Below are 14326 nucleotides of genomic sequence, written 5' to 3'. Positions count from 1 at the left end.
ACAGGGGGCGGCCCTGGTAGTCATGTGTGCGATGAGGCATGCACAGGACTGCGGTTTGACCGGTCCGTTTCGTATTAACTTGAGCTGAAGGGAGCGCGAGCGAACGATTCCCGCCACATGCCCGGATGCGCCGGTGCCGTGGATGCGGCAGGAACGGGGAACGCGGAGGCAGCTCAAGGACGACCCCCCGGCCAGGAATGGGCGAGGCGGACGTCATACGCCGGGGCGGGACTACCTCTCGAACCTGCTCTGCTGGCTGCCGTCCGTCGTGCCATCGCACGGAGCCAGGCCCCAGGACCGGTCAGTCCGGGGGTGTGAGCCCGGTGAGGAGGGTGTCCTCGCGGGCGCGGGCGGCCAGGTCGAGTTTGGTGAAGGTGGGGCGGCCAGCCTGTTGGTACTTGGCCTTGACCTGGTCGAGGTACCACTTGGCCGTCTGCGGGCTGATGCCGGCCCGGCGGGCGGCTGCCTTGAGGGTCAGGCCGGAGGCGTAGTCGCGGAGCACCTGGAGCTCACGCGGGCTGAGCTTGGGCCGGACGGGCCGCTCGTCGTTGGCCAGGGCGAAGGCCAGCTCGGGCGAGTGCACGGGCCGGCCGGCGGCCACCTCGTCGATCGCCGCCACCAGGCGGTCCAGGGCGTGGTCCTTGGTCAGGTAGCCGGCCGCGCCCGCCTCGACGGTGGCAACCATGGCGGCCGGTTCGCCCTGCGTACTGATCATCAGCACCCGGGGCCCGGCCAGTCGGAGCCGGGTGACGTTCGCCTCGGGCGCCGAGCCGTCCCGCAGCAGTAGGTCGAGCAGCACCACATCGGCGTGCCGCCCCGGGCCGGCCAGCAGCTCGTCCACGGTGACGGCGCAGTCCAGCAGCCGCAGATGCGGCGCCCGCGTCAGCCAGGAGGCCAGGCCCTCCAGCAGCATCCGGTCGTCGTCCACGGCGGCGACAGTGACCGTGCCGGCGGGATGAGGGTTCGGATCGGCGGAGTCCGGGGGCTGGTCGGCAGACGCCTCTGCTGTGTCCCCGAGCCTCGGGGACGGGCCGCCGGGCCCGGGGGTCGGGTCGGCGGGAGACGCGATCGGGCCGCCGGGAGCCGGGGGCGGGCCGGCAGACGCCTCAGCCGCACCCCCGGGCTTCGTGGGCGGGCCGCCGGGCTCGGGAGTCGGGTCGGCGGGCTCCGGGGGCGGGCAGGCGGGAGACGTGATCGGGCCGCCGGGCTCCGGGGTCAGGCCGGCCACGTGAGCTCCACCAGGGTGCCCTCGCCGGGGGCGCTGTCCACCGCTGCGCTGCCGCCTATCTCCGTCATCCGGCCGTGCACCGACCGGCGCAGGCCGGTGCCGGTGCCAGTGCCCGTCGTGGCGCTGCTGTCGAAGCCGCAGCCCTCGTCCGCCACGGTGACGACGATGCCCCGGCCGCTGCCGGTGGCGGTCAAGTGCGCGGTCGAAGTCCCGGCGTGGTGGCGGACGTTGTTCAGGGCCTCGGTCACCGCGGCGGCCAGGGCCCGGGCCACCTGGGCGGGTAGGACGGGCAGGGCGTGGTAGCGGGTGTGGACGGTGAGGCCGATGCCCTCGGCCGCGGCGACCGCCTGTTCCAGGGCCGCGCCCGCCGCGAGGTCACCGCCTTGGCCCTCCTCCTCGTCCGAACGCTGGATCAGCCGGCGCAGGTAGGAGGCCTCCCGGGCACAGCGCTCCCGGAAGGTCTCCGCCGTGGGGTCGACCCGCTCGTGGACGATGGCGGTCAGGGTGGCCAGCACGGTGTCGTGCAAGGCCCGGTGCTGGGCGGCCCGTTCGGTCCGGCGGGCCCGGGCGGCCTCGGCGACCAGGGCCCGCTCCCGGGCCTCGTCCAGCATGGCGCCCTGGCGGTGGAGGTAGCGCCAGAAGATGTGCGCCATCACGCCGGCCGAGACCAGCGAGAGCAGGTGCCCGCCCAACGCGGCGGCCTGCCCGGACTGCAGGTAGCAGGCCGCGTGTACGGCGGAGACCAGCCCGATCGCACTCAGTGCCGACCTGCCGTCGAGCCCGGCCGCCACGGCGGCGGCCGAGGAGCTGCCGAGCAGCGCCACCCAGGAGACCGCCGGGGTGATCGGCCCGTTGACGGCCGGCAGCGCGAGGACGGGGACCAGGCAGCCGGTGACCAACGCGTCGGCCCAGAGCCGGTAGCGGCCGAGCCGGTCCCGCCGGTAGCCCGGGAGGTAGAGCGCGGTGCTGGTCGTCAGCGAGAGCCCGAACAGCAGCAGACCGGTGCGGTCGCCGATCGCCGCGACCGCTCCGCCGACCAGGTGGGTGGCCCGGAACAGGCCAGTGGCCAGGATCATGAACCGCCGGGCCCGTTGTAAACCTGACTCCACCTGAGACTCCCTGGCTGCACGGGGTCGATCTCGCACAAGATCGACACCGGCAGCATTCTAACCTCAAGGAGTGGCGAATTCACGGGAGTTGGGATCATCGGCGAGCAGCTGGTGGGCGGCGAGGTGGGCGTAGACCGGGTCGGTGCAGAGCAGCTCGTGGTGGGAGCCGACCGCCCGGACGGTGCCGGACTCCACCACGGCGATGGTGGTGGCACCGAGCACCGTGGAGAGTCGGTGGGCGACGGCGAGCACCGGCATCCGGGCCGCGAGCTCCTGCACCACCGCGCGCAGCGCCGCCTCGTTGGCGGCGTCCAGTTGCGAGGTCGCCTCGTCGAGCAGCAGCAGGCGGGGGCGGCGCAGCAGGGCCCGGGCGATGGCGATCCGCTGGCGCTCACCGCCGGAGAGCGAGACGCCGCGGTACTGGACGGGCGCGTCCAGGTCGCCGCCGAGCCGCTCCAGCAGACCGTCGAGCCGGGCGAGGGCGACCACCTCGCGCAGCTCGGCCTCGGTGGCGTGGTCGACGGCGTAGGCGAGGTTCTCGCGCAGGGTGCCGGCCAGCACCGGAGCGTCCTGCTCCACGTAGCCGATGGCCCCGCGCAGCCGGTGCAGGTCCCAGTCGCGCACCTCCGTGCCGTCCACCAGGATCGAGCCGGCCTCCGGGTCCCAGAAGCGCTCGATCAGGTTGAGCGCGGTGCTCTTGCCGCCGCCGGAGGGGCCGACCAGCGCGGTCAGGCCGACGGCCGGCACGGTGAGGGAGAACTCGCGCAGCACCGGCTCGGCGCTGCGCGGGTAGCGGAAGGAGACCCGGTCGAAGACCACAGTCGCCCCGGCAGCGGCAGACGCCACGGGCTCCGGGAGCGGCAGGGGCGAGCGTGCGGGCTCCGGCGGCAGGCGGGTGATCTCGCCGATCCGTTGCAGCACCGCGCGGCCGGTCTGGGCGAAGGCGAAGACCGCGACCAGGGACATCACCGGCCCGGCCAGGAAGAGCACGTAGAGCAGGAAGGCCACCAGGGTGGCGACCTGGATCGCGCCGGCCGAGATCCGCAGCGCGCCGACGCCGAGCACCACCAGGAAGACGAGCTGCACGGCCAGCATGGCCACGGCGTTGGCGGTGGAGTCCCAGCGGGCCCGGACCACGCCGTGCCGGTACGCCTGCTCGGCCGCGGCCCGGATCCGCGCGGCCTCCGCCTCCTCGGTGCCGCTGGCCTTGACCGTGGTGAAGGCGGTGAGCGAGCGGTCCAGCACGGTGCCCAGGTCGCCGATCGAGTTCTGGGCGCCGATCGAGGCCGCGCGGATCCGAGGCAGGATCAGGCCCACGGTGCCCAGCAGCAACAGGATGGCCAGCAGGCTGACGCCCAGCAGTACCGGATCCAGTGTGGCCATCAGCACCAGCGCGCCGGCCGCCGTGACCAGGCCGGTGGCCGCCTGCACCAGCGTCAGCTGCACCACCTGGCGCAACAAGGTCGTGTCGCCGGTGACCCGGGCCATCAGGTCGCCGGGGGTGGCGCGGCGGAAGGCCGCCATCGGCAGGCGCAGCACATGGGCGGTGAGCAGCCGACGGGCCGTCAGCACGGTGCCCTCGGCGGCGGTGGTCAGCTGGTAGTTGCCGTACGCGGAGCCGACGGCGCCGACCACGACCAGGACGATCAGGGCCGCGACCGGCCCGGCGGCGTGCCGCAGCGGGGTGGCACCCCCAAGCAGCTGCCGCACGACCAGCGGCTGCGCCAACCCGACGGCGCCGGAGAGCAGCAGGAGCAGGCCCGCCGCCAGCAAGCGCCCACGCTCGGGGGCCAGGTAGCGGCGCAGATCGGCCAGGACCTCGCCGAGCCGCAGCTCGGCGGCGGCCTCGGCGGCCGGAGCCGGCACGGTGTCGACCATTCGGAGGTGTCCCTTCCTGCGGGTCTGAGGTGGAGCGGGGTGAGGGGTGGAGCAGGGCGAGGGGTGAAGCGCGGTGCGAGGTGGAGCGGGGTGCGAGGTGAAGCGCGGTGCGAGATGAAGCGCGGTGAGCAGCGGAGCCGGGCGGCAGTCGGCAGACGTGGTCTGCCGACTGCCGCCCGGGGTGGTCGGGGCGCCGGTCAGGGGAGCCGGCGGCCCGCTGGGCACCGGGCGGGCACGGTGGCCGGTCAGTGCCCTCGGTTGGCTCAGCCGCAGGTGGTGGAGCAGCGGCTGTAGTAGCTGAACGCGCTGCCCAGACCGGTGATCGGGAGCAGCTCGGTGCCCTGGGCGCTCTCCTCGAGGGACTGCAGTGCGATGACGGCGTTCATGGTGGTGTCCTTCCGGATCGTGGTGCGGTGGTCCGTCGGCTCGCGGAGGTGCGAGGGACGGTGGCCGGTGCCCGGCACGGCCGGGCACCGGAGTCAGTGGGCGGCCGGGTCGGGGAGCAGGGTCGCCCCGGGGCCGTCGAGTACCCGGGCCAGCGCGAGCAGCACGCCCGCGCTGCCGGAGCCCAGGTCGGCGGAGTAGCGCTCCTGGCCGCCGCCGAGCACCCGCAGGCCGCTGGGGTGCCGGATCGCGTACTTGGCCAGGCCGGTGGCGATCCGGACGGCCGCCTGCCGCTCGGCCGGCCCGCCGCCGTGGTGGGCGTGCTCGGCGAGGGTGTACGCCCAGCCCGCGACGCCCTGGTGGAGGCCGGGTTCGGCCGCGCAGGTGAGCCGGCACATGGTCAGCACCCGGGGCAGGGCGGCCGCGCAGCGCTCGTCACCGGTCGCGGCGGCCAGCCGAGAGAGCGCCAGGGCCACCCCGGCCGAGCCGCGCGAGAGGTAGGGGAGGTTGCGGGTGCCGGAGTCTCCCGGGAAGAGCAGTCCGTCCTCGGGGTCCTCCACCGCCCGGTCCAGCTCGGCGTGCATCAGCCGGACGGCGCCCGCCAGGTACCGCTGCTCGCCGGTGTGCTCGCCGAGTGCGGTCAGGAAGAGTGCGGTGCCCGCGAGGCCGGCCTCCAGCCCCGACACCCCCGCGCCGGCCAGGACGGCCGCGCGGTGCGGGCCGGCGAAGGCGTCGCCGAGTTTGGTGGCGGTGCGCAGCCGCTGCTCGTCGCCGTACCGGGCGTGGAAGTCCAGGTGCACCAGGCCGATCCCGGCCGCACCGTTGCCGAGGTGGGCGCTGCCGAGGGCGAGCGGGTGCCCGAGCGAGAGCCCCAGCAGTCGGTCGGCCTCCTCGGCCAGGCCGAGTTCGGCCAGCACCCAGGCCAGGCCGGCGGTGCCGACCTGCAGACCGGGCGCCAGGGTCTCGGCGCTGCCGAGCGCGTCGCGGCGGAAGCGGTCCAGCAGCTCCGCCGGGATCGGCACGCCCGCCCGGTGCAGGGCGTGCAGCACACCGGCGGTGCCGTGCTCCAGGCAGTGGGTGTTCACCAGGTACCCGCCGGGCGGGGGCGGGAAGACCCAGTCCGCGCCGTCCGGCCGGGCCATCGCGAGCAGGCCTGCGGTGAGGCCCTCGCGCAGGGCGGTGAGCGCCCACTCGGGGTGTTCGTCCAGCTCGGCGGCGGTGGGGAGGTCGTGGTCGGTGGTGATCTCGGGGGTGGTGCTGCCGTGGTACCTGGTCGCCGTCTGCCAGAGCGCGGCCGGGACGGGCACCTCCTGTTCGAGGTCCCGCCGGAGCAGCTCGGCGCGGCCTCGGCCGTCGCGCTCGAAGGTCCGGTTCAACGGGAAGAGCGCGCACAGGGCGAGCCCCGAGAGGCCGTACTCGTCGTGCTCGACCCCCGCCTCCCGCAGCGCCTCGGGCGGCCGGTAGCCCGGGGTGCCGAGCGGGGAGGGCGGTTCGGCGAGGGGGGTGGCGGTCTCGAAGTCGATCAGGCGGACCGTCAGGTCCTCCTGGACGACCACGTTGCCGGGGCTGAGGTCGCCGAAGCGCAGCCCGATCGCGTGCAGCCGGTCGACCTGGCCCCGCAGGTCCGCCAGGATCCGTTCGACCTCGCCGAGGTAGGCCGTGTGGCGCTCGGCCCGCACCCCGAGCCGGCCCATCACGCTGTGGCTGGCGACCCACTGGAGGAAGCCGGTGCCCTCGACGTGCTCGGCGACCAGGAAGTCGTGCTCCCACTCGGTGAAGTGGTCGATCGGCTCGGGGCAGAGGCTCGGGGCCCGGTCGTGGACGAGGCACAGGATCTCGTACTCCGCGCGCAGCCGGTCCCGGGAGTCGGTGCCGTCGCCGATCAGGCCGTTGTGGGCGCGGGCCTCCTTGACGAAGACCTTCCGGCCGGTGGTGGTGTCGGTGGCCCGGTAGGTGCCGCCGCCGTTGCTGTGCCGGATCACCTCGGTGATCTCGTACCGACCACCGAGCAGGATCGGGCCGGTGTGCGGGGCGGGCGGCGGGGCGAACGGGTCCGTCACCCCGGCGGGCAGGGTGAACTGCGCGCTGCGCACGTCCGGCACCTCGTTGCCCTCGGCGTCCCGGACCAGGTGCAGCTCGGTGCCGTCCGGTTGCAGCCGGCTGCGGCTCAGGAAGGCGCCGTAGCGGTAGTAGACCACTCCGGTCTCGCCGTACCGGCGGTCGGAGAGCACGTACGGCCCGACCTCCTCCTTGAGCTCGACGGCCAGCCGGTCCATCAGCTGCCGTGCGCGGTCGGCGTCCGGCGGGTAGACGGCGCAGAACTTGCCGGCCTGCGAGCGGGCGGCGTGCTTGTGGTGCACCGTCTCGAAGAAGAGCTGGTTGGCCAGGTGCTTGAAGGCCAGGCCTTCCTCGAAGCAGATCCGCGCCACGGTGTCGAGGGTGAACTGCAGCCGGGCGAGGGTGGTGGAGACGTGCACCTTCCACCCCTGCTCGGCGATCACCAGCTCGGCCGGCTGCCAGTGCCGCCAGACACCCTCGGCGGTCTCCCGCCAGCCCGTCGGCACGGCGCCGGGTCGGTACTGCTCGCCGACCCCGGCGGCCCGCTCCAGCGGGACGTAGAACTCCTCGTCCGCCAGCGTCAGCCAGAAGTCGAACACCGCTGCCTCCCCCGGAAGTCCTGCCCTCCGGGGCTCATTCCCCGGCGACGGAGATGACGTTATGCGGGGGGTGCGGGCCGCCTGCACCCCCCTGTTTCGGGGGGTGGACGGCCCGGCGTTCCGGGCTCGGCCCGGTTTCCCTTACAACCTGACCCCTTCCTACTCGGCAGTAGCTTCGCTACAGTGACCGGCACGCACCACCGCTGGGCTTCGGGAGCCGCACCAGCGGGGCTGCCGTCCGTCGTGCCATCGCACGGAGTCGGGCGGGGCGAACGTGCGTTGTTTCCTGTGCAGCGCAGCCACACTTCAGCGCCTGAGCACCACGGCACACACCCGCAGCACGGCCGGAGCGGACCGGCCGGTGCCCGCGCGTGCCGCAACCGTCATTCCCGTCTCCCCGTGCGACCGTACCCTCCCCTGCGAGTCAGGGCCGCCCAGGCCTGCCCGCAGGGCCGCCGCACGGGGACCATGACAAGGAGTCAGGTACACATGGAGCGTCCCTTCCCCACCGTCGCCGTGGTCGGCCTCGGCACCATGGGTGCCGGCATCGCCGTCGCGATCGCCCGGAGCGGGCGGCGGGTGATCGGCATCGAGGCCGACGCCCACGCCGCCGGGCGGGCGCTGGCCCGGATCCAGGAGTCGACCGCGCACGCCGTGGAGCGCGGGCGGCTGACCGCCGAAGAGCGGGGCGAGCTGCTGGCGCTGATCTCGGTCGGCGACGAGCTGGCCGCCGCCGCTGCCGCCCAGCTGGTGATCGAGGAGGTGCCCGAGCAGCTGGAGCTGAAGCGGGAGATCTTCGCCGAGCTGGACCGGATCTGCCCGCCGGAGACGGTGCTGGCGACCGGTACCACCGCGCTCAGCGTGACCCGGATCGCCGCCGCCACCGCCCGGCCCGAGCGGGTGCTCGGGGTGCACTTCTTCAACCCGGTGCACAGCATGAAGCTGGTCGAGGTGGTCCGCACCGTGCTGACCGGCCCGCAGGCCGCCGAGGACGTGGCCGAGTTCGCCCGCAGCCTGGGCAAGGAGCCGGTGGCCGCGGGCGACCGGGCCGGCTTCATCGTCAACGGCCTGCTCTTCGCGTACCTCAACCAGGCCGCCGCGATGTACGAGTCCAAGTACGCCACCCGGGAGGACATCGACGCCGCGATGCGGCTGGGCTGCGGCCTGCCGATGGGCCCGCTGGCGCTGCTGGACCTGATCGGCGTGGACACCGCCCGCACCGTGCTCGAGGCGATGTACGAGCAGTCCCGCGACCGGCTGCACGCCCCGGCGCCGATCCTGGGCCAGCTGGTCTCGGCCGGGCTGCTCGGCCGCAAGAGCGGGCGCGGCTTCTACACCTACGAGGCGCCGGGCTCCTCCAAGGTGGTCACCGAGGCCGCCAAGGGCGCCGCGGCCCGCACCGCCGGCCGCGAGGTGAACGAGATCGCGGTCTGCGGCTCGGGCACCATGGCCACCGGCATCGTGGAGGTCTTCGCCAAGGCCGGGTACCGGGTGCTGCTCGCGGCCCGCAGCCAGGAGAAGGCGGAGAACGCCAAGGCGCAGCTGACGAAGTCGCTGGAACGTTCGGTGGCCAAGGGCCGGCTCAGCGCCGAGCAGCGGGACGCGGCGCTGGCCAACGTGACCCCCACCGGCCGGTACGAGGACCTGGCCAGCGCCGACCTGGTGGTCGAGGCGGTCGCGGAGGACCTCACGGTCAAGCGCGAGCTGTTCGCCACCCTGGACAAGATCTGCAAGCCGGGCGCGGTGCTGGCCACCACCACCTCCAGCCTCCCGGTGATCAGCTGCGCGACGGCGACCAGCCGCCCGCAGGACGTGATCGGGATGCACTTCTTCAACCCGGCCCCGGCGATGAAGCTGGTCGAGGTGGTCTCCACTGTGCTGACCGCGTCCGATGTGACGGCCACCGTGCTGGAGATCTGCGCCAAGGTGAAGAAGCACGCGGTGGAGTGCGGCGACCGGGCCGGCTTCATCGTGAACGCGCTGCTCTTCCCGTACCTGAACGACGCGGTGCGGATGCTGCAGGAGCACTACGCGACGGTGGACGACATCGACACCGCGATGAAGCTGGGCTGCGGCTACCCGATGGGCCCGTTCGAGCTGCTGGACGTGGTCGGCCTGGACGTCTCGCTGACCATCGAGCAGGTGCTGCACCAGGAGTTCCGCGAGCCGGGCCTGGCCGCGGCGCCGCTGCTGGAGCACCTGGTGGCGGCCGGGTGCCTGGGCCGCAAGACCGGGCGCGGCTTCCGCGACCACGCCCGCCGATGAGCACGCTGTCGACGCCGCCGCCCGGCGCGGGCGGCGGCGGTCAGGTCCGGGCGGCCTGGAACCCGGCCGCGGCGGGCCGGCCGGTGCCGGTCGCCGCCCACCCGGCCGCCCCGGTGCGCAGGCCCAGGCCCGGCGGCGGCCCGGCCCAGCCGTGTAGCGTTCCGGGCATGGACCGGCCACAGTCAACCCCCGCCACGCCCCTGCAGCCCGCCGAGCAGCCGGAGGCGGCCCGCCCCGAGCCGGGTGCGGGCACCCGGCGGGCGGCGGCGCAGCGGCTGCAGATGCGGCAGGACCTGGCGGCGGCGGCGATGGAGCTGTTCGCCACCCAGGGGTACGAGGAGACCACGGTCGACCAGATCGCGGCCGCCGCCGGGGTGGCCCGGCGCACCTTCTTCCGGTACTTCCGGTCGAAGGAGGAGGCGATCTTCCCGGACCACGACGACACCCTGGTGCGGGTGGCCGACCTGCTGGCCAGCGCGGACTACGAGGAGCACCCGCTCGACGTGGTCTGCCGGGGCATCAAGGAGGTGCTGCGGATGTACGCCTCCACCCCGGGTGTGTCCGTCGCGCGGTACCAGCTGATCCGTCAGGTGCCGGCCCTGCGCGAGCGGGAGATCGCGGTGGTCTCCCGGTACGAGCGGCTCTTCACCCGGTACCTGCTGGGCCGGTTCGACGCGGCCGAGGAGATCCCGCCGGGCTGGCAGCGCGGCGGGGACGACGACTCGATGCTGGCCGAGGTCTCGGCGGCGGCGGTGGTCGCGGCCCACAACCACGTGCTGCGGCGCTGGCTGCGGGCCGGCGGTCTGGGCGACGTGGAGGCGCAGCTCGACCACTCCTTCGAGGTCATCCGCAACACCTTCTGGGCCACCGCGCCCCGGGGGGCCAGACGCCGCGGTTTCGGTGTGGCACCCGGTGCCAACGGTGACACGGTGGCCGGCGGAGAGGCGAGTGCCATCAGCGCACTCAGTGCCACCCCCGGCGGTGAGGTACTCATCACAGTCGCCCGGACCGACGCTCCGCTGGAGCTGGTGGTCGACTCCATCCGCGCCGCCCTGGGTGGCGCACAAGCTGGCTGATCGATGCGTTTGCGCAGGTCAGCAAGGCAGGAAAGGCCCGTCCCAGTGCCGTGGGGCGGGCCTTTCGGCTACCCCCGACCAGCCCCTGATCACCGTTCGGTGACACTGGGAAATAGTGGCACCCCGTGTCTTTACGAGTGGCACAGGGTGCCACTAGCTTGTTACCCATCAGTCGCGGCGCCGCGGCTCCCCACCTTGGCGCGCCGGGTCTGTGCGACTCCACCAGTCGTCGCCGCAGCACCCCAACCCACCCCAGACCGACAGCGAAGCCGGTGTCCGCTCCCGGCTCCCCCAGACGCCCTGTGCGCCCTCAACACAGGTACGCCTTCGGAGGCAGCCATGCAGGAAATCCTCGACGCAATCCTCTCCACCGACAGCACCTCGGCGGACTTCGCCAACCTGGCGCTTCCGGAGCACTACCGCGCCGTGACGCTCCACAAGGACGAGGAGCAGATGTTCGCGGGCCTCGACAGCCGCGACAAGGACCCCCGTAAGTCCCTCCACCTCGACGAGGTCGCCCTCCCGGAGCTCGGCCCGGGCGAGGCCCTGGTCGCCGTGATGGCCAGCTCGGTGAACTACAACACCGTCTGGTCCTCGATCTTCGAGCCGGTCTCCACCTTCGGCTTCCTGGAGCGCTACGGCCGCCTCTCCCCGCTGACCAAGCGCCACGACCTGCCGTACCACGTGCTCGGTTCCGACCTCGCGGGCGTGGTGCTGCGCACCGGCGCGGGCGTCAACGCCTGGAAGCCGGGCGACGAGGTCGTCGCGCACTGCCTCTCCGTCGAGCTGGAGAGCCCGGACGGCCACAACGACACGATGATGGACCCGGAGCAGCGCATCTGGGGCTTCGAGACCAACTTCGGCGGCCTGGCCCAGATCGCCCTGGTCAAGACCAACCAGCTGCTGCCCAAGCCCAAGCACCTCAGCTGGGAGGAGGCCGCCTCCCCCGGCCTGGTCAACTCCACCGCCTACCGCCAGCTGGTCTCGCGCAACGGCGCCGGCATGAAGCAGGGCGACAACGTGCTGATCTGGGGCGCCAGCGGCGGCCTCGGCTCGTACGCCACCCAGTACGCGCTGGCCGGCGGCGCCACCCCGATCTGCGTGGTCTCCTCGCCGCAGAAGGCCGAGATCTGCCGCGCCATGGGCGCCGAGGCGATCATCGACCGCTCCGCCGAGGGCTACAAGTTCTGGAAGGACGAGCAGAACCAGGACCCGCGCGAGTGGAAGCGCCTGGGCGGCAAGATCCGCGAGTTCACCGGCGGCGAGGACGTGGACATCGTCTTCGAGCACCCGGGCCGCGAGACCTTCGGCGCCTCGGTCTACGTCACCCGCAAGGGCGGCACCATCGTCACCTGCGCCTCCACCTCCGGCTTCATGCACCAGTACGACAACCGCTACCTGTGGATGTCGCTCAAGCGGATCGTCGGCTCGCACTTCGCCAACTACCGCGAGGCCTTCGAGGCCAACCGCCTGGTCGCCAAGGGCAAGATCCACCCGACCGTGTCCAAGGTCTACTCCCTGGAGGAGACCGGCCAGGCCGCCCTGGACGTGCACCAGAACAAGCACCAGGGCAAGGTCGGCGTGCTCTGCCTCGCCCCCGAGGAGGGCCTGGGCGTGCGCGACCACGAGCTGCGTGAGAAGCACCTGCCGGCCATCAACCGCTTCCGGAACATCTGACATGAGCGAGCCCTTGAAGCGCGACCGCCCGTGGCTGATGCGTACCTACGCCGGTCACTCCACGGCGAAGGACTCCAACGCGCTCTACCGGCGCAACCTGGCGAAGGGCCAGACCGGTCTCTCGGTCGCCTTCGACCTGCCCACCCAGACCGGCTACGACTCGGACCACATCCTGGCCCGCGGCGAGGTCGGCCGGGTCGGGGTGCCGGTGGGCCACGTCGGCGACATGCGGACGCTCTTCGAGGGCATCCCGCTGGAGCAGACCAACACCTCCATGACGATCAACGCGACGGCCATGTGGCTGCTCGCCATGTACCAGGTGGTCGCCGAGGAGCAGGGCGCGGACATCGCCAAGCTCACCGGCACCACCCAGAACGACATCGTCAAGGAGTACCTGTCGCGCGGGACGCACGTCTTCCCGCCCGGCCCCTCGGTGCGCCTGATCACCGACATGATCGCGTACACCGTCGCGAACATCCCCAAGTGGAACCCGATCAACATCTGCAGCTACCACCTGCAGGAGGCCGGGGCGACCCCCGTCCAGGAGATCGCGTACGCGATGTGCACCGCGATCAGCGTGCTGGACGCCGTCCGCGACTCGGGGCAGGTCGCCCCGGAGCGGATGGGCGAGGTGGTCTCGCGGATCAGCTTCTTCGTGAACGCGGGCGTCCGCTTCGTCGAGGAGATGTGCAAGATGCGGGCCTTCACCCAGCTCTGGGAGAAGGTCACCAGCGAGCGCTACGGGATCACCGACCCCAAGCAGCGCCGGTTCCGCTACGGCGTGCAGGTCAACTCGCTCGGCCTGACCGAGGCGCAGCCGGAGAACAACGTCCAGCGGATCGTGCTGGAGATGCTGGCCGTCACCCTCTCCAAGGACGCCCGTGCGCGGGCCGTCCAGCTGCCGGCCTGGAACGAGGCGCTGGGCCTGCCCCGGCCCTGGGACCAGCAGTGGTCGCTGCGGATCCAGCAGGTGCTGGCCTACGAGTCCGACCTGCTCGAGTACGGCGACATCTTCAACGGCTCGGCGGTCATCGAGGCCAAGACGGCCGAGCTGCTCGCCGGGGCCGAGGCGGAGATCGCCAAGGTGCTGGAGATGGGCGGGGTGATCCCGGCCGTCGAGTCCGGCTACCTGAAGTCCAACCTGGTGGCCGCGCACGCGGCGCGCCGGGCCCGGATCGAGGCCGGGGAGGACAAGATCGTCGGGGTGAACTGCTTCGACACCACCGAGGAGAGCCCGCTGACGGCCGACCTGGACACCGCGATCATGGTGGTCGACCCGGCCTCCGAGCAGTCCGTGCTGGCCCAGCTGGAGACCTGGCGCGGGCAGCGCGACGAGGCCGCGGCCCAGGCCGCACTGGCCGAGCTCAAGGCCGTGGCCGCGACCGAGGCCAACCTGATGGCCGCCACCCTGGCCTGTGCCCGGGCCGGGGTCACCACCGGCGAGTGGTCCTTCGCGCTGCGCGAGGTCTTCGGCGAGTACCGGGCCCCCACCGGCGTGGGCGGCGCCCCCGTCGCCGTGGCGGCCGAGCCCGGCGGCGAGCTGGCCGCCGTCCGCGAGGCGGTGGCCGCGACCGCCGCCGAGCTGGGCGCGGGCAAGCTGCGCCTGCTGGTCGGCAAGCCGGGCCTGGACGGCCACTCCAACGGCGCCGAGCAGATCGCCGTCCGGGCCCGCGACGCCGGCTTCGAGGTGGTCTACCAGGGCATCCGGCTGACCCCCGAGCAGATCGTCGCCGCCGCCGTGGCGGAGGACGTGCACTGCGTGGGCCTGTCCATCCTGTCGGGTGCCCACCCGGAGCTGGTGCCGGACGTGCTCTACCGGCTGCGGCGCGCGGGGGTGGAGGATGTGCCGGTGATCGTCGGTGGCATCATCCCCGCAGCGGACGGCGAGGCCCTCAAGGCCGCCGGCGTCGCCGCGGTCTTCACCCCGAAGGACTTCGGCATCACCACCATCATCGGCCGGATCGTCGACGAGATCCGGCTGGCCAACAGGCTTCAGCCCTGGGCCGCGACCACGGCCCCGACTGCCTGACCCCCGGAAGGACCGACCACCCT

At 73.1% G+C, this 14326-nt stretch carries 10 protein-coding genes; 4 read left to right on the top strand and 6 right to left on the bottom strand.

Features of this window, described 5'->3' with window-relative positions; translation table 11 throughout:
• Positions 1 to 301: 301 nt before the first annotated feature.
• From CFP65_RS28170 to lanKC, 5 genes are all read right to left on the bottom strand, one after another.
• Entirely contained in the window at positions 302 to 928 is a 627-nt protein-coding gene (locus CFP65_RS28170; RefSeq protein ID WP_254552610.1) for a response regulator transcription factor, read from the bottom strand.
• A gap of 287 nt (positions 929 to 1215) precedes the next feature.
• On the bottom strand, positions 1216 to 2304 hold the full coding sequence (locus CFP65_RS28165) for a sensor histidine kinase (RefSeq protein ID WP_104818813.1): 1089 nt from the start codon (positions 2302 to 2304) through the stop codon (positions 1216 to 1218).
• A gap of 96 nt (positions 2305 to 2400) precedes the next feature.
• Positions 2401 to 4215 (bottom strand): ABC transporter ATP-binding protein, encoded by a 1815-nt coding sequence (locus CFP65_RS28160; RefSeq protein WP_104818812.1) that lies wholly within the window; start codon positions 4213 to 4215, stop codon positions 2401 to 2403.
• Between the two features lie 263 nt (positions 4216 to 4478).
• Entirely contained in the window at positions 4479 to 4601 is a 123-nt protein-coding gene (locus tag CFP65_RS40260; RefSeq protein WP_217368190.1) for a class III lanthipeptide, read from the bottom strand.
• Between the two features lie 93 nt (positions 4602 to 4694).
• On the bottom strand, positions 4695 to 7256 hold the full coding sequence (lanKC, locus tag CFP65_RS28150) for a class III lanthionine synthetase LanKC (protein ID WP_104818810.1): 2562 nt from the start codon (positions 7254 to 7256) through the stop codon (positions 4695 to 4697).
• Between the two features lie 489 nt (positions 7257 to 7745).
• On the opposite strand from lanKC, the gene CFP65_RS28145 reads away from it, so the two are divergent.
• On the top strand, positions 7746 to 9521 hold the full coding sequence (locus CFP65_RS28145; RefSeq protein ID WP_104818809.1) for a 3-hydroxyacyl-CoA dehydrogenase family protein: 1776 nt from the start codon (positions 7746 to 7748) through the stop codon (positions 9519 to 9521).
• A gap of 40 nt (positions 9522 to 9561) precedes the next feature.
• Here the strand turns inward: CFP65_RS28145 and CFP65_RS41870 are convergent, their stop codons facing one another.
• Entirely contained in the window at positions 9562 to 9690 is a 129-nt protein-coding gene (locus tag CFP65_RS41870) for a hypothetical protein (RefSeq protein ID WP_256387285.1), read from the bottom strand.
• On the opposite strand from CFP65_RS41870, the gene CFP65_RS28140 reads away from it, so the two are divergent.
• The 3 genes from CFP65_RS28140 (at position 9689) to CFP65_RS28130 (ending at position 14303) form a co-directional block, all read left to right on the top strand.
• A complete protein-coding gene (locus CFP65_RS28140; protein WP_104821184.1) occupies positions 9689 to 10597 on the top strand; it encodes a TetR family transcriptional regulator in 909 nt (302 codons plus the stop codon). The two genes, CFP65_RS41870 and CFP65_RS28140, sit on opposite strands and share 2 nt — an antisense overlap.
• A gap of 339 nt (positions 10598 to 10936) precedes the next feature.
• Positions 10937 to 12274, top strand: coding sequence for a crotonyl-CoA carboxylase/reductase (ccrA, locus tag CFP65_RS28135; protein WP_104818808.1), 1338 nt, complete (start codon positions 10937 to 10939; stop codon positions 12272 to 12274).
• A 1-nt stretch (position 12275) separates the two neighbouring features.
• Positions 12276 to 14303: a protein meaA gene (locus CFP65_RS28130; protein WP_104818807.1), complete on the top strand. Its 2028-nt coding sequence runs from the start codon at positions 12276 to 12278 to the stop codon at positions 14301 to 14303.
• Positions 14304 to 14326: the final 23 nt, after the last annotated feature.

Source organism: Kitasatospora sp. MMS16-BH015 (assembly GCF_002943525.1).
GTDB lineage: Bacteria > Actinomycetota > Actinomycetes > Streptomycetales > Streptomycetaceae > Kitasatospora.
The sequence above is the reverse complement of the archived record's forward strand: the minus strand, read 5'-3'. Positions and strand labels throughout refer to the sequence as shown.